21 protein-coding genes are annotated in these 26,683 nt (G+C 71.5%); 10 read left to right on the forward strand and 11 right to left on the reverse strand.

The annotated features are described in order from the left end of the window. Positions 1 to 13: 13 nt before the first annotated feature. The 3 genes from IEX89_RS12760 to IEX89_RS12770 are packed head-to-tail and all read right to left on the reverse strand — an operon-like array spanning position 14 to position 4,791. Positions 14 to 2,833: a DUF4159 domain-containing protein gene (locus tag IEX89_RS12760; RefSeq protein ID WP_188913532.1), complete on the reverse strand. Its 2,820-nt coding sequence runs from the start codon at positions 2,831 to 2,833 to the stop codon at positions 14 to 16. Position 2,834: 1 nt separating this feature from the next. Continuing rightward, entirely contained in the window at positions 2,835 to 3,767 is a 933-nt protein-coding gene (locus IEX89_RS12765; RefSeq protein ID WP_188913534.1) for a DUF58 domain-containing protein, read from the reverse strand. A gap of 10 nt (positions 3,768 to 3,777) precedes the next feature. Next, positions 3,778 to 4,791, reverse strand: a complete 1,014-nt coding sequence (locus tag IEX89_RS12770; RefSeq protein WP_188913535.1) for an AAA family ATPase — start codon at positions 4,789 to 4,791, stop codon at positions 3,778 to 3,780. A 248-nt stretch (positions 4,792 to 5,039) separates the two neighbouring features. Between IEX89_RS12770 and IEX89_RS12775 the strand changes: the two genes are divergently transcribed. The 3 genes from IEX89_RS12775 to IEX89_RS12785 all read left to right on the forward strand — a co-directional run bounded on the left by IEX89_RS12775 (position 5,040) and on the right by IEX89_RS12785 (position 7,449). After that, a complete protein-coding gene (locus IEX89_RS12775) occupies positions 5,040 to 5,639 on the forward strand; it encodes a DUF1285 domain-containing protein (protein WP_188913542.1) in 600 nt (199 codons plus the stop codon). Between the two features lie 181 nt (positions 5,640 to 5,820). Further along, complete coding sequence (locus IEX89_RS12780; RefSeq protein WP_188913544.1) at positions 5,821 to 6,429, forward strand: transglutaminase-like cysteine peptidase; 609 nt, start codon at positions 5,821 to 5,823, stop codon at positions 6,427 to 6,429. Positions 6,430 to 6,759: 330 nt separating this feature from the next. Next, complete coding sequence (locus tag IEX89_RS12785) at positions 6,760 to 7,449, forward strand: transglutaminase-like cysteine peptidase (RefSeq protein WP_188913547.1); 690 nt, start codon at positions 6,760 to 6,762, stop codon at positions 7,447 to 7,449. Between the two features lie 34 nt (positions 7,450 to 7,483). Here IEX89_RS12785 and IEX89_RS12790 read toward each other — a convergent pair whose 3' ends face one another. Beyond that, positions 7,484 to 8,014 (reverse strand): gamma carbonic anhydrase family protein, encoded by a 531-nt coding sequence (locus IEX89_RS12790; protein WP_188913549.1) that lies wholly within the window; start codon positions 8,012 to 8,014, stop codon positions 7,484 to 7,486. A 164-nt stretch (positions 8,015 to 8,178) separates the two neighbouring features. Between IEX89_RS12790 and IEX89_RS12795 the strand changes: the two genes are divergently transcribed. After that, positions 8,179 to 8,433 (forward strand): DUF6460 domain-containing protein, encoded by a 255-nt coding sequence (locus IEX89_RS12795; protein WP_244645360.1) that lies wholly within the window; start codon positions 8,179 to 8,181, stop codon positions 8,431 to 8,433. A gap of 11 nt (positions 8,434 to 8,444) precedes the next feature. Next, complete coding sequence (locus tag IEX89_RS12800) at positions 8,445 to 9,809, forward strand: MATE family efflux transporter (RefSeq protein WP_188913553.1); 1,365 nt, start codon at positions 8,445 to 8,447, stop codon at positions 9,807 to 9,809. A 108-nt stretch (positions 9,810 to 9,917) separates the two neighbouring features. Here IEX89_RS12800 and IEX89_RS12805 read toward each other — a convergent pair whose 3' ends face one another. The 3 genes from IEX89_RS12805 to IEX89_RS12815 all read right to left on the reverse strand — a co-directional run bounded on the left by IEX89_RS12805 (position 9,918) and on the right by IEX89_RS12815 (position 14,410). Beyond that, positions 9,918 to 10,649, reverse strand: a complete 732-nt coding sequence (locus tag IEX89_RS12805; protein ID WP_188913555.1) for a Bax inhibitor-1/YccA family protein — start codon at positions 10,647 to 10,649, stop codon at positions 9,918 to 9,920. Positions 10,650 to 11,108: 459 nt separating this feature from the next. Continuing rightward, a complete protein-coding gene (locus IEX89_RS12810) occupies positions 11,109 to 13,703 on the reverse strand; it encodes an ABC transporter permease (protein ID WP_188913557.1) in 2,595 nt (864 codons plus the stop codon). 14 nt (positions 13,704 to 13,717) lie between these two features. Next, a complete protein-coding gene (locus tag IEX89_RS12815; RefSeq protein WP_188913559.1) occupies positions 13,718 to 14,410 on the reverse strand; it encodes an ABC transporter ATP-binding protein in 693 nt (230 codons plus the stop codon). Positions 14,411 to 14,500: 90 nt separating this feature from the next. On the opposite strand from IEX89_RS12815, the gene IEX89_RS12820 reads away from it, so the two are divergent. The 3 genes from IEX89_RS12820 (at position 14,501) to IEX89_RS12830 (ending at position 17,422) form a co-directional block, all read left to right on the forward strand. After that, complete coding sequence (locus tag IEX89_RS12820; protein ID WP_188913561.1) at positions 14,501 to 15,175, forward strand: arylesterase; 675 nt, start codon at positions 14,501 to 14,503, stop codon at positions 15,173 to 15,175. A gap of 47 nt (positions 15,176 to 15,222) precedes the next feature. Beyond that, on the forward strand, positions 15,223 to 16,272 hold the full coding sequence (locus IEX89_RS12825) for an aldo/keto reductase (protein WP_188913563.1): 1,050 nt from the start codon (positions 15,223 to 15,225) through the stop codon (positions 16,270 to 16,272). A gap of 79 nt (positions 16,273 to 16,351) precedes the next feature. Next, positions 16,352 to 17,422 (forward strand): dipeptidase, encoded by a 1,071-nt coding sequence (locus tag IEX89_RS12830; RefSeq protein WP_188913565.1) that lies wholly within the window; start codon positions 16,352 to 16,354, stop codon positions 17,420 to 17,422. Positions 17,423 to 17,435: 13 nt separating this feature from the next. On the opposite strand, the gene IEX89_RS12835 is transcribed toward IEX89_RS12830, so the two are convergent. Then, positions 17,436 to 18,062 carry a glutathione S-transferase family protein gene (locus IEX89_RS12835; RefSeq protein WP_188913568.1) on the reverse strand — a complete coding sequence of 209 codons (627 nt, stop codon included), beginning with the start codon at positions 18,060 to 18,062 and terminating at the stop codon, positions 17,436 to 17,438. A 158-nt stretch (positions 18,063 to 18,220) separates the two neighbouring features. On the opposite strand from IEX89_RS12835, the gene IEX89_RS12840 reads away from it, so the two are divergent. Next, the gene (locus IEX89_RS12840; protein WP_188913570.1) at positions 18,221 to 19,654 is read left to right on the forward strand and encodes a PQQ-dependent sugar dehydrogenase; all 1,434 of its coding nucleotides are present in this window, start codon (positions 18,221 to 18,223) and stop codon (positions 19,652 to 19,654) included. 61 nt (positions 19,655 to 19,715) lie between these two features. Here the strand turns inward: IEX89_RS12840 and IEX89_RS12845 are convergent, their stop codons facing one another. After that, on the reverse strand, positions 19,716 to 20,375 hold the full coding sequence (locus tag IEX89_RS12845) for a haloacid dehalogenase type II (RefSeq protein WP_188913578.1): 660 nt from the start codon (positions 20,373 to 20,375) through the stop codon (positions 19,716 to 19,718). Positions 20,376 to 20,437: 62 nt separating this feature from the next. Further along, positions 20,438 to 22,090, reverse strand: a complete 1,653-nt coding sequence (locus IEX89_RS12850) for a sensor histidine kinase (protein WP_188913580.1) — start codon at positions 22,088 to 22,090, stop codon at positions 20,438 to 20,440. 263 nt (positions 22,091 to 22,353) lie between these two features. On the opposite strand from IEX89_RS12850, the gene IEX89_RS12855 reads away from it, so the two are divergent. Beyond that, positions 22,354 to 23,472 carry a GNAT family N-acetyltransferase gene (locus tag IEX89_RS12855; protein WP_188913582.1) on the forward strand — a complete coding sequence of 373 codons (1,119 nt, stop codon included), beginning with the start codon at positions 22,354 to 22,356 and terminating at the stop codon, positions 23,470 to 23,472. A 9-nt stretch (positions 23,473 to 23,481) separates the two neighbouring features. Here the strand turns inward: IEX89_RS12855 and IEX89_RS12860 are convergent, their stop codons facing one another. Further along, positions 23,482 to 26,646 carry an efflux RND transporter permease subunit gene (locus tag IEX89_RS12860; RefSeq protein WP_188913584.1) on the reverse strand — a complete coding sequence of 1,055 codons (3,165 nt, stop codon included), beginning with the start codon at positions 26,644 to 26,646 and terminating at the stop codon, positions 23,482 to 23,484. Positions 26,647 to 26,683: the final 37 nt, after the last annotated feature.

Raw genomic sequence — 26,683 nt, forward strand, 5'->3', positions numbered from 1 at the left:
GACGTTGCGGCCTTCAGTTTCCGAGCCGCTCGAGCAGAGCGGGGACGTGCACCTGGTCGGCCTTGTAGTTGCCGGTGAGCGTGTACATCACGATGTTGATCCCGGCCCGGTAGGCCATCTCGCGCTGGCGCGGATCCGAGCCGGAGACCGGGTACATCGCTTCCCCGCCGGGCCCGATCGCCCAGGCGGCGGCGAGGTCGTTGCCGGTGATGATGATGGGCGAGACGCCGTCGCCGGAGCGGGCGGGTCGCACGATGCCGTCGGGCGAGGCGTCCGGCATCGCCTCGACCCAGGTCTCGGAGCGATCGAAGCGGCCGGGCAATTCGCGCAGGATATAGAAGGTCTTGGTGATGACGTGGTCCGCCGGCAGCGGCTCCAGCGGCGGGATGTCGAGGGTCGCCAGCATGGAGCGCAGATAAGCGGTCTCCGGCGTCGGGGCGCCGGAGGCGCGGGCCGTGAGCGCATCGCGCGTGTCGAAGATCACCGTGCCGCCGTTCTTCATGTAGGCGTCGAGGGCGCGGATCGCCTCGAGCGAGGGCAGCGGCTGGTCGGGGGTGATCGGCCAATAGACGAGCGGGAAGAAGGCGAGCTCGTCGCGCTCCGGATCGACGCCCACCGGATCGCCGGGCTCCAGCGCCGTGCGGCGCGCCAGCGCCCGGGAGAGGCCGTCGAGCCCTGCGCGGCTCGTCTCGTCCACCCGGTCGTCGCCGGTGATCACGTAGGCGAGACGCGTCTCGAAGGCGCCCTCCAGCACCTCGCGCGACAGCGGCGGCAGGTCGTCCGCGGCGGACGACTGCGCACGGGCGATCTCCGGCGCGGCGAGCAGGCCGATCGCGGCGAGCGCGATCGCGGCGGCGGCACCGGAGCCGCGGGCGCGGCCGGTCACGCGCCCGGCGAGGCGCCCGAGATGGCCGCCGAGCCAGAGCGAGGCGAGGGTGTCGAGCATGAGGAGCACCAGGGCGGCGGTGAGAAGCGGCGCACGCAAATCCACAGTCTCCGCCGGCTCGAGCGGCGCGCGCTCGGCGTCGAGAGGGGTGAGATCGACGGGGGCGAGCCGGTCTCCGGGAACGAGGGCGTTGACGGCGAGCGCGGAATCCACCGGCCCGTAGAAGCCCGGCGGGTGCTCGGGCTCCGCGCGCCCGGCGAAGGCGCGGGTCACCGGCATGGCGTTGGGCGGCGGCGAGACGAAGGCGCCGAAGCCGTCGAGCACCTGGCGCGGCGCCACCGGCGGCCCGCTCTCCGCGCCGCCCTGAGCCTGCGTCGAGGCGGGTGCGGCGGAGAAGGCGATGGTGCGCCGGAGCATGTCGACGAACAGCCCCGTCAGCGGCAGGTTCGACCAGCTGGCATCGGCCGTGACGTGGAAGAGGACGACGAGGCCGTCGCCGCGCCGCTCGGCGGTGACGATGGGGGTCCCGTCGTCGAGCGCGGCCCAGGTGCGCTCGGGGAGCGTCGCGTCGGGCTCGGCCAGGATCTGGCGACGCACGCCGAGATCGTCGGGCACCGCGAGGCCCTGGAAGGGGCTCTCGCGGGTGAAGGGCGCGAGCGTGCGCGGCGTGTCCCAGGAGAGCGCGCCGCCGAGCGTTCGCCCGCCACGGCGCAGGCGCACGGGGACGAGATCGTCCGATCCCGCCGACAGCCGCGGCCCGGCGAAGCGCAGCAGAAGGCCGCCGTTCGCGACGAATTCCTCCACGCGGTCCGCGATGGCGGGCTCGAGCGCGCCCACGTCGGCGAGGACGAGCACGGAGACGCCGTCGTCGAGCATGCGCTCGACGCCCTCCGAGGCCGAGCCGCGGGCCTCGCGCACCTCGGCGAAGGGCGCGAGCGCGCGCTCGATGTAGAAGGTGGGCGCCAGCAGCGGCTGGGCCTGGTCGAGGCTCGCGCCGGAGACGATGCCCACGCGCCGGCGCTGCGAGCGCTCGTCGACGAGGGACACCGCCGCCGCGGAGCCCTCGCCGGAGATCTCGACGCGCGCGATGGCGTTGCGCAGCTCGATCGGCAGATCGAAGCGCGCCGTCGCCTCGGTGGCGCCGGGCTCGAAGGCGAAGGGCGTCTCGCCCACGGGCAGGCCGCGCAGGTCCACCGCGCGCAGCACGCCCGCGTCCCGCCCGTTCGGCTCGGCGCGCACGAGCGTCGCGACGAGGCCGGCGGCGGTGTTGTCCGTGCCGGCGAGCGCGCGCGCGGGTGCGCGGGTCTCGCCGAAGACGATGACCGAGCGATCGCCCAGCACGTCCGCGAGGTCGCCGGCGAAGCCCGCCTCGTCGGGGCCGGAGACGCCGTCCGACAGCCAGACCACCTGCGCGTCCGGATGCGCGGCGACAAACGCCTCGATCGCCGGCAGCGTCGCGGCGCGCGCGGCGAGATGCGGCGCGGGGCGGATGGCGCGAAGACGCTCGAGCGCCGCGGCCGGGGTGAGGAGCGGGATCTCGGCCACGGGCTCGGCCGTCGCGACGATGCCGAGCGAGCGGCCCTCGCGGGCGAGCGCCTCGCCCTGCTCGACGAGCACGTCGGCGCGCCGGCGCCAATCGCCGGCGGCGAGGGCGCCGTTGTCGACGAGGAGGAGCACGGGCGCGTCCGCATCGCCCTCGATGGCCGGCGGCGGGTTCAGGATCGGGCCCGCGGCGGCGAGGATCAGGGCGGCGGCGATGAGGAGGCGCAGCGCCAGCAGCCACCAGGGCGTGCGCGCCGGCGTCTCGCGGCGGGGCGCGAGGTCGCGGATGATCTTGAGCGGCGGGAAGGCGATGAGCCGCGGCTGCGGCGGCGTCACGCGCAGGAGCAGCCAGATCGCGGGAAGCGCGACGAGTGCGGCGAGGACGAGGGGCGCGGCGAAGCTCATGTCAGGCCGCTCCCGTGAGGCCCTGGCCGGCGCGCGAGGCGCCGACGAGGGTGAGGACGCGAAGGGCCGCCTCGCTGGCGGGGCGGTCCGTGCGATGGAGCGTCAGCGTCCAGCCGCGTCGGCGCGCGAGATCGGCGAGCGCGCCGCGATGCTCCGCGAGGCGCGTGCGATAGGCGTCGCCCCAGGCGGCGGCGTCCCCGACGCGCAGCCGCGCACCGCCCTCGACGTCCTGCAGGACGGCCTGGCCGGCGAAGGGGAAGGTCTCCTCCACCGGGTCGGCGATCATCACGAGGTGGCCCCGCGCCCCACCGGACGACAGGCTCTCGATGCGCGGCGCCAGCTCGTCGAGAGGCGTGAGGAAGTCGGAGACCAGCAGCGCCTCGTCCTGCGTGCGCAGCGGCGTCTCCGGCGGGAGGTCGTCGTCCATGCCGGCACGATCGGCGGCGATCGCCTCCGCGAAGCGCTCGACGATGCGCCGCGAGGCGCGCGGCGGCAGGAGGCCGAGCAGCCCCACCCGCTCGCCGGCCTCGACGAAGGCGTCGGCGAGGGCCAGCCCGAGCACGAGGGCGCGCTCGATCTTGGGGCATTGGGCGAGATCGGAGGAATAGGCCATGGACGCCGAGCGATCGACCCAGACGTAGACGGAATGCGCCGCTTCCCATTCGCGCTCGCGCACGTAGAGGCGATCGTCGCGCGCCGAGCGGCGCCAATCGATGCGCGCCGCCGGCTCGCCGGGATGGAAGGGACGGAACTGCCAGAAGCTCTCGCCCGGCCCGGCCCGTCTGCGGCCGTGGATGCCGTGGGCGAGGGTCGCGGAGACGCGGCGCGCCTCCAGGACGAGCCGCGGGAGCCGGTTGGCGAGGAGCAGCGCCGCGTCCGTCTGGGACCGCCCTGGACTCCGGATCTCGGGCTCGTGGACCGCGACGCGCGCCATGCGCCCACCCTCAGCCCTGGAGCCGCGCCACGAGGCGCTTGACGAGGGCGGGCACGGTCTCGCCGTCGGCACGAGCGGCGAAGGAGAGCGCCATGCGGTGCTTGAGCACGGGCTCGGCCAGCGCGACGACGTCCTCCACCGACGGCGACAGCCGCCCCTCGATGAGCGCACGGGCACGCACGGCGAACATCAGCGCCTGCGAGGCGCGCGGGCCCGGCCCCCAGAGCAGCTTGTCGGTGACCGACGCATCGCCCTCGCCGGGGCGGGCGGAGCGTACGAGATCGAGGATCGCCTCGACCACGCTCTCGCCCACGGGAAGCCGCCGGGCGAGGCGCTGGGCGTTCATCAGCTCCTCGCCGGAGAGGGCCGGCACGGGCCGCGCCTCGTCGGCGCCGGTCGTCTCGATGAGGATGCGCCGCTCGGCCACGCGGTCGGGATAGCCGACGTCGATCTCGAGCAGGAAGCGGTCGAGCTGCGCCTCCGGCAGGGGGTAGGTGCCCTCCTGCTCGATGGGGTTCTGCGTCGCGAGCACGTGGAAGGGCCGCGGCAGGTCGTGGCGCTCGCCGCCCACCGAGACGTGGTGCTCCTGCATGGCCTGGAGCAGCGCCGATTGCGTGCGCGGGCTCGCGCGGTTGATCTCGTCGGCCATCAGCAGCTGGGCGAAGATCGGCCCCTTGACGAAGCGGAAGTGGCGACGCCGGTCGGCGCTCTCCTCCAAGATCTCGGAGCCCAGGATGTCGGAGGGCATCAGGTCGGGCGTGAACTGCACGCGCCGCGCGTCGAGGCCGAGAACGGTGCCGAGCGTGTCCACGAGCTTCGTCTTGGCGAGCCCCGGCACGCCGACGAGGAGGCCGTGGCCGCCGGCGAGAATCGTCACGAGGGCGAGGTCGACGACCTTCTCCTGCCCGAAGATGACGCCGTGGATCGCCTCGCGGGCACGGGAGAGCGCCTCGAGCGTCGTCTCCGCGGAGCGGGCGATCGCCTCGTCGAGATCCGTCGCGGGATACGCGGGAGACTGAGCCATGCGCCACCTTTCGTGTTCTGGCCGGGCCGCGCCGGGACGCGCCCGCGCCCCGGACCGATCGCACGTCCGGGAGGCAAGTCTGGGGCCGTTCGCGCCACCCTGGCAAGCGAGGCGTGCCGCCGCAGCCCGGTCTTCCACGAACGCCGCGGGCTCCGCGGCGTTCGACATGGCGCGCGTGCCGCCCCATCTTCGCGAGGCGGCGTCTCGCGTCCCTACGAGATGGCGCACGATGCGCGGGAGGATGGCCCATGGCCGATCACGAATTCGAGACCGGCGCGGACGCGCCCGTTCCCGATGCGCTCGCTCGCCTCGTCGCGGCGGCGAAAGAGGGGCGCGGCGCACCGCCGGTGGAGCGCTGGAACCCGGAATATTGCGGCGAGATCGACATGCGCATCGCCGCCGACGGCACCTGGTTCTACCAGGGCACGCCCATCGGCCGCCCCGCGCTCGTGAAGCTCTTCGCCTCCGTCCTGCGCAAGGACCCGGAGCGATTCGTGCTCGTCACGCCGGTGGAGCGCGTCGGCATCGCCGTCGAGGACGCGCCCTTCCTCGCCGTCGAGATGGCGGTGGAGGGCGACGGCGACGCGCGCGAGATCGCGTTTCGCACCAATGTCGACGACGTGGTGAAGGTGGATGCCGAGCATCCCCTCGTCTTCGCGCGCGACGCGCACGGCGGCGTGAAGCCCTACCTGCGCGTTCGCGGCGGGCTCGACGCCCTCGTCACCCGGGCGCTGGCCTACGATCTCGCCGAGCTGGCGGAGCTGCGCCGGATCGACGGCCGCGAGGTCTGGGGTGTCGCCGCGGGCGGCGGCTTCTGGGAGATGATGGAGGCGCACGAGGCCGGCTGAGCCGGCATTCTTGCGCGAAACCGCGCAATTCGATGCAATCCGCGAACAGGATCTTGGTCCTGACGCGCAATGCAGGGGCATTCGTGGCCGTTCACGGCCGATTCGCTCGAATTGTCTCTATCGATTTCAGCGCCGGGCGAAACACCGCCGGCAGTCTCTCCCTCGGACAGGGAGAGACGACATGCGCAACACCATTCTCACCTCGGCACTGGCGGGTGCCGCCATGCTCGCGGCGGGCGCGGCCCAGGCGCTGCCGGCGATGTCGGTGGCGAGCTGGGACGCCGGAGCCGCGGAGCCGATCCAGGGCTGGGTCGAGTTCTGCCGCTCCTATCCCGGCGAATGCGCCGTGGACCGCAGCGAGCCGGAGGTGATCCGCCTCGACGCCGCCACCTGGCGCACGATCGTGGAGATCAACGAGCGGGTGAACCAGGCGGTGCGGCCGACCACCGACTGGGAAGCCTACGGCCTCGCCGACCTCTGGACCTTCCCCACCGGCGGGTTCGGCGATTGCGAGGACTACCAGCTCCTCAAGCGCAACCTCCTCGCCCAGGCCGGCGTGCCGCGGCGGGCGATGCGGATGACGGTGGTCATCGACGAGCGCAACGAGGGCCACGCCGTGCTGATGCTGCGCACCGATCGCGGCGACTTCATCCTCGACAACGTCCGCGACGCCGTCCTGCCCTGGCACGACACGGGCTACGTCTACGTCAAGCGCGAAGGCTCGAACGGGGCGCAATGGACGTCGCTCGGCCATGCGCGCTCGCCCGTCTCGACGGCGCGTCGCGACTGATTCGATTTCCCGCGACGGCGTCGGCCCATGCCGAGCGACGTCGCGCAAGAGATGCGACACCCGGTCACGTCCCCACCCTCCCCGTCCCCGACCGGGCTCGCAGAGGGGCCAGCCGCGAGGCTGGCCCCTCACCCATTTCAGGGCTCCTCCCTCGGAGAATGTCCGAGCACGGACAGCCTACGGCCAAGCTTATGAGAAAAATCAGGGTGTTGCGCGGAACCAACGCCCGCGGCTCACGTTGTCGCCCTTCGCGTTTCGGTGCTTGAGCCCCGCCCCACCCCGTGGCAGCCTCTGAAGAGAAGCTTAACAAACGAACCGTGGGGCGCGGTCATGTGGAACTTCGGGAATGCCGGCGGCGAGGGCCGCGACATCATCGTGCGTCTCGCGCGTGGCATGCGCAAGATCGCGGTCTCGAGCCTCTTCGTCGCGGGAGGATTCCTCGCGCTCGTCGCGAGCCCGGCGGGCGTCGCCGCGAGCCCGTTTCCCGAACCGTCCTACCAGCTCGCGACGACGGGCGGCGCCCGCCCCGTTCCGGCCTGGTCGCGCTTCTGCCAAGCCAATCCCGCGGAATGCAGCGTCGATCCGAGCGAGCCGGAAGCCATCGTGCTGACCGAGCGGATCTGGCGGACCATCGTCTCCGTCAACCGCGACGTGAACCGCCGCATCCGCCCGATGACGGACCAGCAGCAGTGGAACGTGGTCGACAGCTGGGACTTTCCGGAGACCGGCTACGGCGATTGCGAGGACTACCAGCTCCTCAAGCGCGCGCGCCTCGCGGACGCCGGCATCCCGCGCCGGGCGATGCGCATGACGGTGGTGCTCGACGAGAACAACGAGGGCCACGCGGTGCTCGCCATCCGCACCGATCGCGGCGACATGATCCTCGACAACAAGGTCGACGCGGTGAAGCCCTGGGGCGCCACCGGCTACACCTACATCAAGCGCGAAGGCGCCACGAGCCAGGCCTGGGTCTCGCTCGGTGGCGTCACCTCGCCGGTGACGGTCGCGACCGCGCAGTGAGAAGCGCCGGGCTGCGCGGGCCGGCGCGGACGGGTCAGTCGACCCGGCGCAGGCCCGCGGCGTACCGGCGCCAGTTCTCCACGTAGCGCTGCGCGGAGTGCCGCAGCGCCAGGATCGCCTCCTCGTCGAGGGTGCGCACGACGCGCGCCGGCGCGCCGACGATGAGGGAATTGTCCGGGAAGGTCTTCTTCTCCGTGATCAGCGCGTTGGCGCCGACGAGGCAGCCCTTGCCCAGCACCGCGTGATTGAGCACGGTGGCGCCCATGCCGACCAGCGTTCCCTCCCCGATCGTGCAGCCGTGCAGGATGGCGTGATGCCCGATCGTGCAATGCGCGCCGATGGTCAGCGGCGCGCCGGGATCGGTGTGCAGCAGCGCGTGCTCCTGGATGTTCGAGCCCTCGCCGACGTCGATGAGCTCGTTGTCGCCCCGCAGCACGGCCCCGAACCAGATCCCGACGTCCGGCCCGAGCCGCACCTTCCCGATCACCTGCGCATCCGGCGCCACCCAGTACCGCCCCTCGCCGGGGACCTGGGGGGTGTCGTCGTCGAGGGCGTAGAGGGGCATGGCGGGGGTCCTTAGCGGGGGATCGTATTTGGGATGCGTCCAGCGGGTGGAGGGAAGCGCCGCGGGCCGCCGACGTCAAGCGACGATTGCGTGGCGGTGTTCATGGCTTGCAATGGCACGCGGGGCCTGCGATGACCGGCTCGTCCGATCAACGGAGCTCGGCGATGCAGCGCCTCCTCGGCGGGTCTCCCGCCACGATCCTCGTGAAGCTCGTGTTCCTGTCGCTCCTCGTCGGCGCCTTCATGTCGCTGATGGGCATCACGCCGCAGGGGCTGTTCGAGGGCGCGTTCGAGCTCGTGCGCGACCTCTGGGAGACCGGGTTCGAGGCCTTCGGCACGCTCGGCCGTTGGCTGATCTACGGGGCGATGGTGGTCGTGCCCGTCTTCGTCATCATGCGCATCCTCGCGGCCCTGCGCTGAGCGCCGCCCCCATGAGCGCACCCGCATCGGCCGCCCCGCCGGAGGTCTCCCACCGGCGCATGTTCCTCATCGCGCTGCCGATGATGCTCTCGCACATCACGGTGCCGCTGCTCGGCTTCGTCGACACGACCGTGATCGGGCGGCTCGGCGACGCGGCGCTGCTGGGGGCCGTCGCCGTGGGCGCGGTGATCTTCGACTACATCTTCTGGAGCTTCGGCGCCCTGCGGATGGGCACGGCGGGCATGACGGCGCAGGCCGTCGGCCGCCGGGACGATCGCGGGGTCGCCGAGACGCTGGCGCGCGCCCTCGTCGTGGGCGGCGCCGTCGGCCTCCTCATCGTCCTTCTGCAGGTCCCCATCGGCTGGGCCGCCTTCGCCGCCATCGGCGCGTCGGACGCGGTGAACGCCGCCCTCGTCGAGTATTTCACCATCCGCATCTGGGCGGCGCCCGTCACGCTGATGAACTACGCGCTGCTCGGCTCGCTCACGGGCCGCGGGCGCACCGACCTCGCCTTCCTGACGCAGGTGGCGACCAACGTCGTCAACATCGCGCTGACGATCCTCTTCGTCGTGGGGATGGAGATGGGCGTGGGCGGCGCCGCACTCGGGACGCTGATCGCGGAGGTGCTGGGCCTCGCGCTCGGCTTCGTCGTCGTGCTGCGGCTGGGCGACAACCCGTTCGCGGTGCGCCGCGCCGCGCTGCTCGATCGCGCGGCGCTGGCGCGCATGCTCGCGGTGAACGGCGACATCGTGGTGCGCACGCTCGCGCTCGGGGCCGCGTTCCTCATCTTCAACGCGCTCGGCGCGCGTACCGGGGACGAGACGCTGGCCGCCAATGCCGTGCTCTACAACATGTTCGCCATCGGCGCCTATTTCCTCGACGGCTTCGCCACGGCGGCGGAGGCGGTGTGCGGTCAGGCCTACGGAGCCCGGCGCCCGCGCGACTTCCGCCGCGCTGCGGGCATCGCCATCCTGTGGGCGCACGTCTTCGGGGTCGCCGTCGCGGCGGGCTTCCTCGTCGGCGGCGGCGCCTTCATCGACTTCGTCTCGACGGACCCGCAGGTACGCGAGACGGCGCGGCTCTACCTCGTCTTCGCGGCGCTCTCGCCGCTCGTGGGCGCCCTCGCCTTCGCGCATGACGGCGTCTATATCGGCTCGACCTGGACGGCGCCGCTGCGCAACCTGATGCTCGTCTCCTTCGCGTTCTATCTCGCGCTGCTCTTCCTGCTGCGCGACCTCGGCAATACCGGGCTCTGGATCGCCTTCCTCGCGTTCCTGGCCTCGCGCGGCATCGGCCAGCAGCTCGCCTTCCCGATGCTGGCGCGGCGCCACATCCCCCTCGACGGCTCCCCCGATCCCCTCCCCTCGCGGACCTGACGTTCCGCCGCCACGGCACGAACGAAAACGCCCCGGCCGTTGCAGGCCGGGGCGTCTCCCATCAGTCCTGGGTCGGCGGGTCGGGCGGCCCGCCTCACCGGTTCCGGATCACTCCCGGTTGCCCATGAGGGCGAGGAGGAACTGGAACATGTTGATGAAGTTCAGGTAGAGCGACAGCGCACCCATCACCGACACGCGGCCGGCGGTCTCGCCGTCGAAATTGCCGTAGAGGTACATCTCCTTCAGGCGCTGCGTGTCCCAGGCGGTGAGGCCCGCGAAGATCAGCACGCCGATGATCGAGATGGCGAAGGCCATCGCCGACGAGGCGAGGAAGATGTTGACCACCATGGCGATGATCAGGCCGATGAGGCCCATGATCAGGAACGAGCCCATGCCCGACAGCGAGCGCTTCGTCGTGTAGCCGTAGAGGCTCAGGCCGCCGAAGGCCGCGGCCGTGACGAAGAACACCTGCACGATCGACTCGCCCGTGAAGACGAGGAAGATCGTCGACAGCGACAGGCCCATCACCGCCGAGAACAGGAAGAACATCGAGCGGGCCTTGGCGGCGCTCATGCTCTCGATCTTGAAGGTGAAGAAGAAGATGAAGGCGAGCGGGGCGAGCATCAGCACCCAGCGCAGCGGGCTGCCGTAGAGCGCCTGCGCGACCGCCGGGGACGACGCCGCGACGAGATAGGTCGCGAAGGCGACGACGCCGGTGATGCCGAGGCCGAGCGCCATGTTGTTGTAGACGCCCAGCATGAACGCCCGCAGGCCCTGGTCGATCTCGGCTTGCGGACGCGCCACGCCGGTGCCGTAGGCGAAGCGGTTCTGGTCGTTCATCGGAACCTCATCCTCTCGAGACTGGATCCACGGCCGCGCGACGTCTCGAACGCGTCGACGCTCCGTCGCCGCACGAGGGGCGGCGTATCGCTCCGGAATATGTGGGGTCGCGCCCCGCTTCGCAAGGCCTTCTCGCGCGCGAGACGTCGCAGGCGAAGAAGAATCGTGAACAGTTTCCGGCGCCATCGTGAAGAAACGCGGCCACGTCGCGTATATCTCCAACCGCCGTATGTATAAACGAGCCGCCCGCCGCGGCGGAGCCACCATTCTCCTTCCCTGTAGGGGAAGGTGGCGCGCCGCGAAGCGGCGTGACGGATGGGGCACGCCGTAAGGCGTGTTCCGCGCAGCGGAAGCCTCGGTTTCCACGATCGCACGCCCGTTTCGGCTTCGCCGAACGCTCCGCGCCCCATCCGTCTCGGCTGCGCCGAGCCTCCTTCCCCTACAGGGAATGAGGGGATCTCACAGCGTGCGAAGATACGGCGCGGGCTTCTGGGAGAGGATGCGCCAGGTGCCGACGAGGCCGAAGGTCACCGTCACCACGATGGCGATGGCCGCCGCCGCGAGCGGGCCGCTCCAGACCATGACGAAGTCGAGCCGCATGATCTGCGTGACGATCACCCAGCCGGCGAGCCCCCCGGCGACGAGGCCGAACACGGCGGTCGCGAGACCCAGTATGCCGTATTCGAGCGCGTAGGCGCCCACCAGCTTCGCGCGCGTGGCGCCCAGCGTCTTGAGCACGACCGCGTCGTAGAGCCGCGCGCGATGCCCGGCGGCGAGGGCGCCGGCCAGCACGAGCACGCTCGCGACGACGGCGATGGAGGACGCCCCGCGGATGGCGAGGACGAGTTGCTCGACGACGGCGTTGACCGCCTCGAGCGCGTCCTTGACCCTCACCGAGGTCACCATCGGGTAGGTGCGCGCGGCCTCGCGCAGGAGCGCCACCTCCGTTGCCTCGCTCGCCGCATCGTCGGGCAGCGCGAGGGTGGCGAGATGGCTGTGGGGCGCGCCCGCGAAGGTGTTGGGCGAGAACACCATGACGAAGTTGATGCCCAGCGATTCCCACTCGACCTTGCGCAGGTTCGAGATCGTCGCCTCGATGTCGCGCCCGAGCACGTTGACGACGACCTCGTCGCCCACCGAGAGCCCCAGGCCCGCCGCGAGCTCGTCGTCGAAGGAGACGAGGTTCTCCTGCGGGATCTCGTCCCACCATTCGCCGGCGACGACCTGCGAGCCCTCCGGCAGGTCGGTCTCGTAGGTGATGCCGCGATCGCCCTCGAGCACCCAGGCCGCGTCGGGCTCGGCCTCGATCTCCTCCACGGGCACGCCGCGCAGGGAGACCAGGCGCCCGCGCAGCATGGGCACGCGCTCGATCTCCCCCTGCGGCGCCTGCGCGCGCAGGAAGTCGACGAAGCCGTCGACCTCGGCGGAGGGGATGTCGACGAAGAAGAAGCTCGGCGCCTCGCCGGGCAGCGTCTCGGTGAGCTGGCGGCGCATGTTGCCGTCGATCATGGCGAGCGCGACGAGGAGCGTGATGCCGAGCCCGAGCGAGAGCACGAGGGAGGGCGTCAGCGCGCCGGGCCGGTGCACGTTCGACAGAGCGAGCCGCGGCGCGGCGGCGCGCGGGCGCGGCAGCCGGCGCGCGATCGCCATCATGCCGGTGGCGACGACGCGCAGCAGCACGAAGGCGGCTGCCGCCGCGCCGATGAAGATGAGCGCCACCATGCGGTCGAAAGCGGCGAAGACGGACAGCCCGAGCAGCGCCGCGATGGCGAGGGCGACGCCCGCGAGGTAGCGCTTGCGCGCGAAGCGACGATCGGGATCGATCTGGTCGCGGAAGAGGCCCGAGACCTGGATGTCGTGGGCCCGCCCGAGCGGCGCCAGCGAGAAGGCGAGCGCGGTCAGGACGCCGTAGAGCGCGGCGAGCGCCAGCTCCAGCGGCGCCAGCGTCGGTGCGATCGGGATCGGCAGGATCGCGCCCAGCAGCGCCGCGAGCGCGAAGGGCATGGCGGCGCCCAGCGCGAGCCCGATGAGGATGCCGATGCCGGCGATCGTCATCACCTGGGTGAGATAGATGCCGACCACCCGCCCTCCCGGCGCGCCGAGGCTCTTCAAGGTCGCGATCGACTCGCGCTTCCTGTCGACGAAGCCGCGCACGGCGTTGGCCACGCCCACCCCGCCGACGATGAGGGCGGTGAGGCCGACCAGGGTGAGGAATTGCGCGAAGCGCTCGATGTTGCGCTCGAGCTCCGGGTTGGCGTTGAGGCGCGAGCGCGCCTCCCAGCCCGCCTGCGGCTGCGCCGCCTGGATGGCGGCCTCGGCGCGAGCCAGCAGCGCGTCGTCGTTGGGCGGGCCGTCGAGATCGACGCGGTAGGTGAAGCGCACGAGGCTGCCGGGCTGGATCAGCCCCATCGCGTCGAGCGCCTCGCGGGAGACGAGGAGGCGCGGGCCGAAATCGATGCCGGCCTGGATCTTGTCGGGCTCCGAGCGCAAGGCCGTGCGCAGGACGATCTCCTGCGTGCCCACGCGGATCGTGTCGCCCACCTCGAGATCGAGCCGCCCGAGCAGGACGGGATCGACGGCGGCACCGTAGGCGTCGCCCGCGCGCGCGAAGATCTCGGACGGCGGCAGAGCCGGCTCGGTGACGAGCTCGCCGGCGATCGGGTAGGCTTCGTCGACGGCCTTGATCTCGACGAGCGCCGCCCCGGTCTCGGCATTGGCCATGCCGCGCATGGTGGCGACCACCGAGACGTCGCCCCATTCCTCCAGCGTCGCGATCTCGGCCGGCGTCGCCTCGCGGTGGATCAGGCGATAGGAGAGATCCCCGCCGAGCAGCGTGCGCCCCTCGCGCGCGAGCCCCTCGGTCAGCGCGCGCGAGACCGACGAGACGCCGGCGATCGCCATCACGCCCAGCGCGATGCAGGCGAGGAAGATGCCGAAGCCGGAGAGCCCGCCGCGCAATTCGCGCATGGCGAGCCGCAGGACGAGGGGGACGCGGGAGGGACGAGCCGAAGGCGTCGCGCCCTCGCGATCGCCGCCGGAGACGGTGCCGTGCATGATCTCGCCTCTCCTCACGCGGCCTGCGAGGCGGCGTCCGCCTCGATGCGGCCGGAGCGCAGGCGCACCGTGCGGTCGCAGGCCCGCGCGAGGCCCGTGTCGTGGGTGACGAGGACGAGCGTCGCGCCGCGCTCGCGCTTCAACGCGAACAGCAGGTCGACGATGGAGCCGCCCGTCGTCTCGTCGAGATTGCCGGTGGGCTCGTCGGCGACGAGGATCGCGGGATCGGGCGCGATGGCGCGGGCGATGGCCACGCGCTGCTGCTCGCCGCCGGAGAGCTGGGCCGGATAATGCGAGAGGCGCTCGCCGAGACCGACCGACCGCAGCTCGGAGGCGGCGCGCTCGAACGCGTCGCCCGCGCCGGCGAGCTCGAGGGGAAGCGCGACGTTCTCGAGCGCCGTCATCGTCGGCACGAGATGAAAGGACTGGAAGACGATGCCGATGCGCCGGCCGCGAAAGCGCGCGAGCGCGTCCTCGTCCATGGCCGTGAGCTCGGCCCCGTCGATGGTCACGCGCCCGGAATCGGGCCGCTCGAGACCGGCCATCGTCATCAGCAGCGTCGACTTGCCCGAGCCCGAGGGACCCACGAGCCCCACCGCCTCGCCGCGCCCGACCGTGAGCGACACGCTCTTCAAGATGTGAACGCGCGCGGCGCCCCTGCCGAGGCTCAGGTCGACGTTTTCGAGGACGATGCTCTTGTCGCTCATGCGAACGTTCCGATCTTCATGCGTTGACGTCGTGACCCGCGCGGCGGTCGTCCGACCGTGCGCCACAGCAGATATGGGGTACTCTCCGCCATGCGCCACATGCGACCCTCGCGTCCTGCGCCGACGCGGCTCGCCGCCGCCTGCCTCCTCGCCGTCACGCTGGCCGCCCCGGCGGCGGCGCAGGACGGGCAGGAGGAGGTCTCGATCGTCGCGTTCGGCGACAGCCTCATGGCGGGATACGAGCTGCCGGGGCCCGCGGCCTTCCCGATGGTGCTCGACCGGGCGCTCGACGAGGCGGGCTTCGCGAACGTCACGATCGTGAACGCGGGCGTGTCGGGAGACACGGCGTCGGGCGGCCTGGCGCGGCTCGACTGGTCGGTACCCGACGGCACGGACGGCGTGATCCTGGAGCTCGGCGCCAACGACATGCTGCGCGGCGTCGACCCGCAGGTGACCTACGAGGCGCTCGACGCGATGATCGAGCGGCTCGACGAGCGCGGCATCCCGGTTCTGCTCGCGGGCATGTACGCCGCGCGCAACATGGGGCCGGATTACGTGGAGGCGTTCGACGCCATCTACCCGCGTCTTGCCGAGGAGCACGACCTCGTGCTCTACCCGTTCTTTCTCGAAGGCGCGCTCGGGAACCCCGAGATGATGCTCTCCGACGGGATCCATCCCAACGTCGAGGGCGTCGAGACCATGGTGGAGAACATGCTGCCCACCGTGATCCGCTTCCTGGAGGAGCGGGTGCTCGTCGAGGGCTGAGGCGCGCCGCGGCAGCGAACGAGACGCAGGAACAGGCGGAAGAAGACATGCAGAGAAAGCCGCTCGGGCGCACCGGCCTCGAGGTCACCACGCTGTGCCTCGGCACCATGACCTGGGGCCAGCAGAACAGCGAGGCCGAGGGCCACGCCCAGCTCGACTACGCGATGGAGCGCGGCATCGACTTCATCGACACCGCCGAGCTCTACGCGATCCCGCCCAAGGCCGAGACGCAGGGCTCGACGGAGCGGATCATCGGCACCTGGATGAAGGCCAGGCGCAACCGCTCGGACGTGATCCTCGCCACCAAGATCGTCGGCCGCTCGGGCAATACCTGGTTTCGCGACGACGGCTCACCCACCGAGCTCTCGCGCGCGCAGATCGTCGAGGCCGTGGACAAGAGCCTGCAGCGTCTGCAGACGGACTATATCGACCTCTACCAGATCCACTGGCCGGATCGCTCGGTCTCCCAGTTCGGCGCCAATCCGGTGGTCTGGAAGCCCTCGGAGCCGGGGCCGGAGCATCCCGTCGAGGAGACGCTCGAGATTCTGGGCGAGCTCGTGACGGCAGGGAAGATCCGGCACGTGGGCCTCTCCAACGAGAGCGCCTGGGGCACGATGACGTACCTCAAGCACGCGGAGGCCAAGGGCCTGCCGCGGGTGGCCTCGATCCAGAACGCGTATTCGCTGATCAACCGCACCTTCGAGACCGCGCTCGCGGAGGTCGCGATGCGCGAGGACGTGGGGCTCCTCGCCTATTCGGCGCTGGGCCAGGGCTACCTCACCGGCAAGTACGAGGGCGGCGCCCGGCCGGCGGGCGCGCGCCTCACGCTCTTCGACCGCATGCAGCGCTACCAGACCCCGGGCGCGCCCGCGGCGATCACGGCCTACGTGGATCTCGCTCGCAAATGGGGCCTCGACCCGGCGCAGATGGCGCTCGCCTGGGCGGCCTCGCGGCCCTTCATGACCTCGGTCATCATCGGCGCGACCTCGGTCGAGCAGCTGAAGGCCAATATCGACGCGCTCGCGGTGACGATCTCGCCGGAGCTCGAGGCGGAGATCGACGCGATCCACCTGCGTCACACCAATCCCTGCCCGTGAGGGAACGCCCGGCCGGCGGCCTTGCCGGCCGGGCGCCCCCGTGCGAGCCTTTCCGCTCCCGCCGCGCTCGAAGCACCCCATGCCGACCCGTCCCGTTCCCGTCTTCGACGGCCACAACGACGCGCTCCTGCGCCTCCTGCGAACCGCCCATCCGCGCCCGGAGGACGGCTTCCTGGCGGGCGAGCCGCTGTGCCATCTCGACCTGCCGCGCGCCCGCGCCGGCTCCTTCGCCGGCGGGCTCTTCGCCATCTACGTGCCCGACCCGCACGCCGCCGGCGCCGAGATCGACGCGATGATGGCGCGTCCGCGCTACGACGTACCGCTTCCGCCGGCGCTCGAGCCGGGCTACGCCCGCGACGTCACGCTCGCCATGCTGGCGATCCTGCTGCGGCTGGAGCGCGCCTCGGACGGCGCGCTCGCGATCTGCCGCAGCGCCGCCGAGATCGAGGCGGCCATGGCGCGCCGCTCCATCGCGGCGGTGGCGCATCTCGAAGGCGCGGAGGCGATCGGGCCGGACCTGCGGATGCTCGACGTGCTGCACGCGGCGGGCCTGCGCTCGCTGGGTCCGGTGTGGAGCCGCCCGACCATCTTCGGCGAGGGCGTGCCCTTCCGCTTTCCGTCCGGCCCCGACATCGGGCGCGGCCTCACCCCCGCCGGCGAGGCGCTGGTGCGCGCCTGCAACCGCCTGCGGATCATGGTCGACCTCTCGCATCTCAACGAGCGGGGCTTCTGGGACGTGGCGCGGATCTCGACGGCGCCTCTCGTCGCCACGCATTCGAACGCGAACGCGGTGTGCCACCACGCCCGCAACCTCACGGACGCGCAGCTCGTGCGCATCGGCGAGACGCGCGGCATGGTGGGGCTGAATTTCGCGACGTCCTTCATCCGCCCCGACGGGCGGCGCGACCCGGCGACGCCGCTGTCGATGATGGTCGACCACATCGACCATCTCGTCGCCAAGGTCGGCATCGACGGCGTCGGCCTCGGCTCGGATTTCGACGGCGCGACGGTGCCCGACGCCATCGGCGACGCGGGCGGGCTCCAGGCGCTCGTCGAGGCGCTGCGCGGGCGCGGCTACGACGGCGAGGCGCTGGAGAAGCTGTGCTACCGCAACTGGATCCGCGTGCTCCGCGAGACCTGGGGCGGCTGAGGCCGCTCCCGCATCAGGCCAACGGCGGCAGGAGCGCGTCGTCCATCTCCTTCGCGCGGATCGCCGCCGGGCGGCTCATGCACCGGGCGGCATAGGCCTCGAAGGCGGGCCGGGTCTCGATCGTGCCGAACTGCACCCCCCAGCCGACCTGCGCCCCGACGAGCACGTCAGCCGCGCTGAAGCGCTCGCCCAGGAGATAAGGCCCCGCGCCGAGGGCGCCCTCCAGCGTGTCGAGCATGCGCTCGTAGCTGCCGTAGCCCACCATGCGCGACTTCTCCTGCGGCGGCACGTAGCCGAGCGCGCGATGCGTCACGGCCGCCTCGATCGGGCCCGCCGCGAAGAACATCCAGCGGTAATAGGTCCCGCGCTCCCGCGATCCGGGCTCCGGCGCGAGGCCGGCCTGCGGGAAGGCGTCGGCGAGATAGGCGCAGATGGCGGCGCCCTCGGTGATCACGGTGTCGCCGTGCTTCAGGGCCGGGACCTTCGCCATGGGGTTGATCGCTCGGAAGGCGGCGCCCTGCATGGCCTCGCCGTAATCGACGATCTCGGTCGTGTAGGAGGCGCCGACCTCCTCCAGCATCCAGCGCGCGATGCGCCCGCGCGACATGGGGTTCGTATAGAGGACGAGCGCGTCCGACATCTGATTCCACCTCCAAGGAGCCCTCGCGGGCGTCGCCCGAGACTACCGCGCGGCGGGCTGTCGCGCGACCGTTGCGCGCGCCCACGCGCGCGGAACCGCGACGCTCGCCCTCCTGTTGCCCCAGCGACCATTCCCCCGGGACAGAACGGAGACGCTCCTTGACGAACCGCATCCCCCATCTCGCCGCCGCCAGCGCCCTCGCCATCCTCGCCGCCGGCGCCGCGCACGCTCAAGGGCAGGCCGCCGCGCCGGGCGAGGGCGCCGTCAGCCCGGCGATCCCCGCCTTCCAGGACCAGGCGATCGGCAAGCGTTTCCAGGTCGAGCCCGCCGACCTGCCCGCGCCGCAGCCCGACGAGGCGGTGCGCAACGCGGCGCTGACCGTCTCGCGCGACGGGCGCACGCCCACGGTGCCCGAGGGCTTCGAGGTGGCGCTGTTCGCCGAGATCGAGGGGCCGCGCAAGCTCTTCGTGCTGGAGAGCGGTGATCTCCTGGTCGCGCGCCAGTCGCAGGGCGACGTGATGTTCCTGCGCGATTCGGATGGCGACGGCTCCGCGGAGACGATCAGCCTCTTCGCACGTGGCTTCCAGCAGCCCTACGGCATCGATCGCATCGAGAGCGGCGAGAATGCGGGCGACGTCCTCGTCGCCGACGTGCGCGGCATCTGGCGCGTGCCCTATTCCGACGGCGAGATCCGCGCGAGCGGGCCGGAGATCTTCTATCCCTCGCCGCTCTCCGAGGTGCCGGAGGACGAGCGGCGGCCGCAGACGCCGATGGATCATTTCGCGGTGACGGACGAGGGCGTGTTCGGCCGGCCGATCGGCCACACGACGCGCTCGCTCCTGCGCGACGAGGACGCCGGCGTCATGTACGTGGGCGTCGGCTCGGCCGGCAACATCGCGGTCGAGGCGGAACCCCGCGCCACGATCCAGGCCTTCGATCTCGACGGCTCGAACCAGCGCACCTACGCGTCCGGCACGCGCAACCCCATCGGCATGGCGCTCCACCCCGAGACCGGCGAGCTGTGGGCGATCGTCCAGGAGCGTGACGGCCTCGGCAACGAGCTCGTGCCGGACTTCCTCACGCAGATCGAGGAGGGCGGCTTCTACGGCTGGCCCTACGCCTATGCGGGCGGGCTCGAGCAGCCGGGATTCGCCGAGCGTGCGCCCGATCTCGTCGAGGCGACGATCACGCCGGACCTCCTGTTCGAGGCACATTCCTCGGCCATGAACCTCGCCTTCTACGACGAGGAAGGCTTCCCGGAGGACTATCGCGGCGACGCCTTCGTCGCGCTCAAGGGCTCGTGGAACCGCGCCGACCCCACCGGCTACAAGGTGGTGCGCGTGCCCTTCGAGAACGGCGAGCCCGAGGGCGGCTACGAGAACTTCATGACCGGCTTCTGGGTCGAGGGCGACGAGCGCGCCGTCGTCTGGGGCCGCCCCACGGACGTGGCGGTGATGCCCGACGGCGCCCTCGTCGTCGCGGACGAGACCTCCGGCACGCTCTGGCGCGTCACCTACGAGGACGCGCCCGAGGCGACGGGCGCGACGCCCATGCTCGACATGGATGGCGAGGGTGACGACACCGCGCAGTAACGCGCGACAGCGCACCCGATGAGCGCATTGCGGCGCCCCGTCCCCTCGCGGGGGCGGGGCGTCAGCGTATGGCGTCGAGGGTACCGACGACCATGGCGGCGGCGAGATCGGCGTATTCGTCCGGCACGCCCGCGCGGTTCACCCAGGCGGCCTCGAAGCCGAAGGCGACGGCGCCCGCCACGTCCCAGCGGTTGGAGGAGACGAAGAGCACGTCCTCGCGCCCGCAGCCGAACTCCTGCTCCACCAACGCGTAGGTGCGCGGGTCCGTCTTGAAGACGCGCACGCGGTCGACTGAGAGCACCGCATCGAACGCGCCGCCGATCCCGGCCGACGCGACCGCGTCCGCGAGCATCGCCTCGTCGCCGTTCGACAGGATCGCGGTGCGCGCGCCCCGCGCCTTCAGCCGCGCGAGCGTGCCGGGCACTTCCGGATAGGCGTCGAGCGCGCGGTAGCTCGTGAGCAGCGTGTCGCGCACCACGGGATCGACCTCCGGCGAGCGCGCCAGCGCCTGGTCGAGCGCGCGCTCGGTGAGCCGCCAGAAGGGCTCGTAGCGGCCCATGAGCGAAAGCGTCCAAGTATATTCCAGCTGCTTTGCCCGCCAGATCTCGGAGAGATGCACGGAAGCCGGGCCGATGCTCGCGGCATTGCGGGCGACGGCGGAATGGACGTCGAAGAGCGTTCCGAAGGCGTCGAAAACGACGACCGAGCGCGCGTTCGGCATGGTGAGCCCTCCTCTCGCGGTGGGCGATCGTGCCGCCGCGTGAGGCGTCGCGCAAATTCGTATCAGGCCGGATGCATCGTCTGCTCGATGGGGAAGCGCATGACGAAGACCGTTCCCGTCCCCTCCTCGAAGCGGACGTCCGCCTCGAGCTGAACCGACAGCGAGCGGATCAGCTTCATGCCGAAGCCGTCGGCGCGCGTCGCGCTGTCGAAGCCGCACCCGTCGTCCTCCACGCGCAGCTCGGCGTGCCCGTCGATGTGGTCGAGGATGATGGCGATGCGTCCCTGCCCGTCGGGAAAGGCGTGGCGCAGCGCGTTCGTGAGAACCTCGGAGAGGATGAGCGCGAAGGGCATGGCCCGGTCGAGGGTCACGGCCACATGGTCGAGATCGTGGGAGAACGCGACGCGCGTGCCCGCCGGCGCGCCGCCGGCGAGGGTGTCGGACAGGCGGCGGACGTAGGCGCCGAGATTGACGCTCGCGAATTCGCCGTGGCTGTAGATCAGGTCGTGGACGAGCGCCATCGCCTGCACGCGCCGGATCGTCTCCTCCGGCGAGGTATGCACCCGCTCCTGCATGCGGATGAGGCTGGACACGATCTGCATGTTGTTCTTGACGCGGTGGTGGACCTCCTTGAGGAGCTGGTTCTTCTCCGCCACCGCCTCGGAGAGCGCGCGGGTGCGCAATTCCACCTTCTCCTCGAGATCTCGATGGCTGCGCCAGGCGAGGGAGCCGAGGAAGAGCAGCGCCGCCACCGCCGGCACGAAATACACGACGTAGCCCGCGAGCCGGCTACGCCAGGCCTGCTCGAGCGAGGCGCGGTCGATGGCGAAAGCGGCGTAGACCGGGAGGTTGTCGAGCCGCGTGAAGGCGTGGATGCGCTCCTCCTCGTCGAAGGCGGAGGGCCCCTCGTAGACCGCGCGGCTGTAGCGGCTCATGCGCGCGAGGCCGTCGGCGGTCTCGGGGATGCGCGGCGGGATGCCGGCTTCCGGCGGATAGCTGACGAGCACCTCGCCGTCGCGCAGGAGGAGCGCGATCAGCCCCTCGTCCGGATAGGCGTTGGCGTAGAACTCGGTGAAGTATTCCGGCGAGATCGAGATGCGCACGAGCCCGTCGAAGCTCTCGCGCACGGCGCCCTCGACGCGCGGGATCGTGATCGTGAAGAAGTCGTCCTGGTGGACGAGCCCGATCTGCCGCGGGCCGACGACGAGACCCGAGCCCGTCTCGCGCATGGTGGTGAACCAGGGGCGGGCCGAGAGGTCGAGATCGGGTGCGGGCATCTCGCGGCTGGAAGCGCGAAGCCGACCCTCCCCGTCCACGAGCCAGATCGCATGGACCTCGTCGAAATTGCGCTCGATCTGCGCGAGATAGCCTTGGAGGTCCTCGGAGGCCGCGATGTCGGGCCAGCCCATTCCGGCGATGCGCTCGCGCACCGAGAGCGCCACCAGCTCGTGGGTCTGGAAGACGCGCTTGGCGTGCTCGGCGATGGCGTCGCGGATGTAGACGATGCGGTCGCGCGCGTCGCTCTCGATGGCACGCCAGTCGCCCGCGGCGGCGAGCGCGAAGAAGACGAGCGGCGCGAGCACGGCCAGCATCAGGTAGAAGGGCAACACCGCGCTGCCGACGAGGCGCGGCACCCAGCCGGCGTTTCGCGCGCCTTGGGCCTCGGTCGTCGCGCGCATCTCCGGCGGCGTGGTCTGCGTGAGCCTCTCGAGCATGTCTCAGGCGTTCATGGACTCGTGCCGTCTCCGATGCGCATGCTGGTCGTACGGTCGACAAGCTCGACAGTAAAGAGGGCCAAACACGCGTTCGATAACCCGCATCGCTTTTGTCCGGTTCCATCCTGCTGCGAGGCATCCCGCCCGCCGCGGTCGCGTCCGACGGTCGCAGGACGATGACGAGGGGCGGGGAAACCTCCCGGCCTCGGGGAAGTTCAAGCCCCGTGACGACGGCACGCACGCCGTCGAGCGGACTAGGCCTCATGACGGCACTGACGATCGACATCCTCGACCGCGACGAGCTGGAAGCGGACCGCGACGGGTGGGACGCGCTCGCGGCGGGTGCGCGAGCGGCGAACCCGTTCTTCGCCCGCCCTCTCGTCGACGCGCATCTCGCGCATCGCTTCGTCGCGCCACGCCCACGCTTCGCCTGCGTCCGCGAGGGCGAGCGCCTCGTCGCGATGCTGCCGGTGACGAGCCGCGCGGGGCGGCTGGGCTGGTGCGATGCTCCCGGCGCCATGGGCTCGCCCTTCACGACGCTGTCGACGCCGCTCGTCGCCCGCGACGCGCCCGAGGGCTGGGCGGACGCGCTGGCTCTCGCCATCCGTCGCGCCTGCCGGGGCGGCGCCTTCCTGTTTCCGATGTTCCCGATCGCCTCCCCCATCGGCATCGCGCTCTCGGAGGCCTTCATGCGCACGGGCGCGGAGATCGCGGCGCTGGCGCCCTTCGCCCGCCCCGCCCTCTCCGCACGCACGCATTACGACGCCTATGCCGCGGAGGCGCTCGGGCGCTCGCGCCGCAAGGGGCTCGCGCGCCTGCAGCGGCGGCTCGCGGAGCGCGGCGCGCATGCGCACGTCGTCGCCTCGAGCGGGACGAGCCTCGTGGAGGCGGTGGACGCGTTCCTCGCGCTCGAGCAGAAGGGATGGAAAGGGCGCATGGGTACCGCGCTCGCCGCGCATCCGGTGACGCGCAGCTTCGCGCGCGACCTCTTCCTGCGGGCCCGCGGCCCGGTGACGGCGCGCGCCGATCTCCTGATGCTCGACGGCGCGCCCATCGCCGCGAGCCTGTCGCTGATCAGCGCCGGCACGGCCTTCCTGATGAAGACCGCCTACGACGAGACGCATCGGGTGCTGGGTCCGGGCGTCCTCCTGGAGGACGCCATCGTGCGCGCGCTCCATGCGGAGCGCTTCTGCGAGCGGCTCGATTCGGCGACGCTGCCGGGATCGGTGCTGGAGACGCTCTATCCCGATCGCATCGCCATCGCCGATCTCGCGGTCAACCTGCGCCCCGGCGACCCGCTCTTCCCGGCGCGGGTCGCGACCGAGCGCTGGCAGCGCGGGGCCCGCGCGCGGGTCAAGCGGCCGCTGCGCGAGCCGGCCTGAGCGGCCCGGCTATTCCGCCGGCTGCACCGGCATCGCGCCGCTCGCCTTCGCCGCGCGCGAGGCTGCGCGCGCGGCCCTGCGCTCGGCCCGCCTCGCCTTGCGGCGATCGTTCCAGGCGGCGAGATCGGCGAGCGCCATCAGCATGGCCGGCGTGACGATCAGCGTGAGCAGCGTCGCGAAGGACAGGCCGAAGACGATCGCGGTCGAGAGGTGCACCCACCATTGCGTGGAGGGCGCGCCGATGTCGATCGCCCGCTGGACGAGGTCGATGTTGACGCCGAAGGCGATGCCGAGCACGCCCAGCACGGCGGTGACCGCGGTGAGCATCACCGGGCGAGCGCGCTCGTTGCAGGTGCGCAGGATCGCCTCGCGCGCCGCCACCCCCTCCCGCCGCAAGCGGTCGTAGGTGTCGATGAGCACGATGTTGTTGTTCACGATGACGCCCGCATTGGCGATGATGCCGATGCCGGTCATCACCACGCCGAAGGCCTGGCCCATGACCATGAGGCCGATGAGCACGCCGATCGTCGACATCACCACCGCCGAGAGGGTGATGAGCACGCTCGTGAACTTGTTGAACTGCGCGAGCAGGATCGCGAAGATCAGGAACAGGGCCGCGCCGAAGGCGGAGGTGAGGAAGGCGCTCGCCTTCTCGCGCTCCTCGTCCTCGCCCTTCATGCGCCATGTGATGCCGGGCCCGAGATCGGCGGCGGCGAGGCTCTCCATCACCGCCTGCTGCACGGCGGCGGACTGGACGCCCTCCGCCACGTTGGCGGTGACGGTGACGACCCGGCGCCCGTCGACGCGGTTGATGAGGCCCACGCGCTCCACCGGCTCGCGCTGCACGAAGTTGGCGATCGGCACCGCGCCCATCGCCGTGTTGACGCGAAGCTCGTCGAGCTGATCCAGCGAGCGCCGCTCGGCGGGGAAGCGCACCAGCACGTCCACCGAGGTGTCGGTGTCGTTGGGGCGGTATTCCGTGACCTTGAGCCCGTTGGTGACGAGCTGCACCACGTTGCCGACGGTGAGCGCGTTGGCGCCGTAGCGGGCGGCCTCGGCCTTGTCGACCTCGAGGGTCCAGTCGACGCCCGGAAGCGGCAGGCCGTCGTCGATGTCGCGCACCTGCGGGTTCTCGTGGAGCATCGCCGCGACGCGCTCGGCCGCCGGGAAGAGCAGCGCCGGGTCCAGCGCGCCGATTTCGACGGTGATCGGCTTTCCGGTGGGCGGGCCGGCGTCGGGCTTCGTCACCTCGATGACGGCGCCGGGAATGTCGGCGGTCTTGCCGCGGATCTCCGCCATGATGTCGGAAGCCGTGCGGCGATCGCGCCAGTCGACGAGCTCGAACAGGATCGTGCCGATCGTGTCCTCGGTCACCTCCTGCGAGCCGCGCTGGCCCTGGCCGACACGGGCGTAGACGGTCTCGAGCTCCTCCATGCCCAGAAGCCGCTCCTCGACGGAGCGCACGAGCGCGTCCTTCTCGGCGATGGCCATGTTGCCGCGCGCGCGGACCTGGACGAGGGCGAACTCGGGCTCGACGTCGGGGAAGAACTCGACGCCGTTGCCGTAGCGCCGGTAGGTCTGCACCACGGAGACGAGGAGCGCGATGGTGAGCACGATCGTGACCACCGGGTGCTTCGTCACCGTGCGGATCAGCGCCATGTAGGGCCCGCGCTGCGGGAGCTTGCCCTCCTCGTGGATCTCCTTGGGCGGCCGCGCCAGGAGCGCGCCGAGGGTGGGCGTGAAGATCAGCGCGATGATCAGGGACGCGGTGAGCGTCGCGATCAGCGTGAGGGGCATGTACATCATGAACTCGCCGACGATGCCCGGCCAGAAGAGCAGCGGCGAGAAGGCGGCGATGCGCGTCGCGGTGGACGCGACGACGGGCCCGGCCATGCGCTTTGCCGCGAGCGAGTAGGCCTGCGGCGCCGGCATGCCCTCCGCCATGCGCCGCTCGGCGAATTCCGAGACGATGATGGCGTCGTCGACGAGCATGCCCACCGCGAGGATGAGCGAGAACAGGACGACGATGTTGACGGTGAGCCCCGCGAGATAGAGCCCGAGGATGCCCGCGAGGAACGCGCCGGGAATGGCGATGCCGATGAAGATCGAGGCCCGCGCGCCCAGCGTGTAGAGCATGATGACGATGACGAGCAGCACGGCGGTGGCGACCGAGTTCTGCAGGTCGTGCAGCATGGTGCGGATGTCGCCGGACTTGTCCTGGGTGAACGTCACCTCGACCGTGGCGGGCCAGGTCGCGCGCAGCTGCTCGACGACGGCCTTCACCGCGTCCACCGTCTCGATGAGGTTCGCGCCCGTGCGCTTCGAGACCTCGAGCACGATCGCCGGCTTGCCGTTGATGCGGGTGATCGATTCCGGGTCCTTGAAGGTGGGGCGCACCTCGGCGACGTCGCCGAGCCGCACCACGGCGTCCCCGGAGGCGGCGATGGGGAAGTCGAGGATGTCCTGCGCGTTCTCGATGAGCGCCGGCACCTTCACCGCGAAGCGGCCGGTCTCGCCCTCGAGCGCGCCGGCCGCGACGAGGCTGTTGCCGGCGTTGAAGGCGTTGATCACGTCGGTCAGGTCGAGCCCGTAGGAGCGCAGCAGCATCGGCTCGGCGATGATCTCGACGACCTCGTCGCGCGCACCCTGCATCTCGGCCGTCAGCACGCCCGGCACCTGCTCGATCGCGGTCTCGGCGTCGCGCGCGAGGCGCAGCAGCGTGCGCTCGGGAATGTCGCCGCCGAGCCCGACCACGAGGACGGGGAAGAGCGAGAGGTTGACCTCCTCCACCGTCGGCTCGTCGGCATCGCGGGGGAGCTGGGAGCGGGCGGTGTCGACCTTGGCGCGCACGTCGGCGAGCGCGGCGTCGCCGTCGAAGCCGGCCTCGAACTCGAGGAGCACGAACCCGCCACCCTCGTAGGCGGCCGAGCGCATCTCCTTGACGTTCTCCACCGACTTGAGGTCGGTCTCCATGGGCCGTAGCAGCAGGCGCTCGGAATCCTCCGGCGAGATGCCGCGCTGGTGCAGGCCCACGTAGACGAGCGGGACCTGCACGTCCGGCTCGGCCTCCTTGGGGATCTGCTGGTAGGCGATGAAGCCCGCGACCAGCAGGAAGGCGAGCACGGCGAGCGTGAGGCGCGCGTGCGAGATGGCGTAGTCGACGATGCGGCCCATGATGACCTCCCGGCGCGCGGCCGAGCTCCGTTCGGTA

The sequence above is a fragment of the Salinarimonas ramus genome, assembly GCF_014645695.1.
GTDB lineage: Bacteria > Pseudomonadota > Alphaproteobacteria > Rhizobiales > Beijerinckiaceae > Salinarimonas > Salinarimonas ramus.

Coding starts and splice junctions, on each gene's coding strand:
- IEX89_RS12780 (WP_188913544.1), top strand. CDS start 5,821: ATGCGCAACACCATTCTCACCTCGGCACTGGCGGGTGCCGCCATGCTC.
- IEX89_RS12835 (WP_188913568.1), bottom strand. CDS start 18,062: ATGTCGGACGCGCTCGTCCTCTATACGAACCCCATGTCGCGCGGGCGC.
- IEX89_RS12770 (WP_188913535.1), bottom strand. CDS start 4,791: ATGGCTCAGTCTCCCGCGTATCCCGCGACGGATCTCGACGAGGCGATC.
- IEX89_RS12800 (WP_188913553.1), top strand. CDS start 8,445: ATGAGCGCACCCGCATCGGCCGCCCCGCCGGAGGTCTCCCACCGGCGC.
- IEX89_RS12810 (WP_188913557.1), bottom strand. CDS start 13,703: ATGCACGGCACCGTCTCCGGCGGCGATCGCGAGGGCGCGACGCCTTCG.
- IEX89_RS12850 (WP_188913580.1), bottom strand. CDS start 22,090: ATGCTCGAGAGGCTCACGCAGACCACGCCGCCGGAGATGCGCGCGACG.
- IEX89_RS12855 (WP_188913582.1), top strand. CDS start 22,354: ATGACGGCACTGACGATCGACATCCTCGACCGCGACGAGCTGGAAGCG.
- IEX89_RS12830 (WP_188913565.1), top strand. CDS start 16,352: ATGCCGACCCGTCCCGTTCCCGTCTTCGACGGCCACAACGACGCGCTC.
- IEX89_RS12765 (WP_188913534.1), bottom strand. CDS start 3,767: ATGGCGCGCGTCGCGGTCCACGAGCCCGAGATCCGGAGTCCAGGGCGG.
- IEX89_RS12760 (WP_188913532.1), bottom strand. CDS start 2,833: ATGAGCTTCGCCGCGCCCCTCGTCCTCGCCGCACTCGTCGCGCTTCCC.
- IEX89_RS12785 (WP_188913547.1), top strand. CDS start 6,760: ATGTGGAACTTCGGGAATGCCGGCGGCGAGGGCCGCGACATCATCGTG.
- IEX89_RS12805 (WP_188913555.1), bottom strand. CDS start 10,649: ATGAACGACCAGAACCGCTTCGCCTACGGCACCGGCGTGGCGCGTCCG.
- IEX89_RS12795 (WP_244645360.1), top strand. CDS start 8,179: ATGCAGCGCCTCCTCGGCGGGTCTCCCGCCACGATCCTCGTGAAGCTC.
- IEX89_RS12845 (WP_188913578.1), bottom strand. CDS start 20,375: ATGCCGAACGCGCGCTCGGTCGTCGTTTTCGACGCCTTCGGAACGCTC.
- IEX89_RS12825 (WP_188913563.1), top strand. CDS start 15,223: ATGCAGAGAAAGCCGCTCGGGCGCACCGGCCTCGAGGTCACCACGCTG.
- IEX89_RS12815 (WP_188913559.1), bottom strand. CDS start 14,410: ATGAGCGACAAGAGCATCGTCCTCGAAAACGTCGACCTGAGCCTCGGC.
- IEX89_RS12775 (WP_188913542.1), top strand. CDS start 5,040: ATGGCCGATCACGAATTCGAGACCGGCGCGGACGCGCCCGTTCCCGAT.
- IEX89_RS12790 (WP_188913549.1), bottom strand. CDS start 8,014: ATGCCCCTCTACGCCCTCGACGACGACACCCCCCAGGTCCCCGGCGAG.
- IEX89_RS12820 (WP_188913561.1), top strand. CDS start 14,501: ATGCGCCACATGCGACCCTCGCGTCCTGCGCCGACGCGGCTCGCCGCC.
- IEX89_RS12860 (WP_188913584.1), bottom strand. CDS start 26,646: ATGGGCCGCATCGTCGACTACGCCATCTCGCACGCGCGCCTCACGCTC.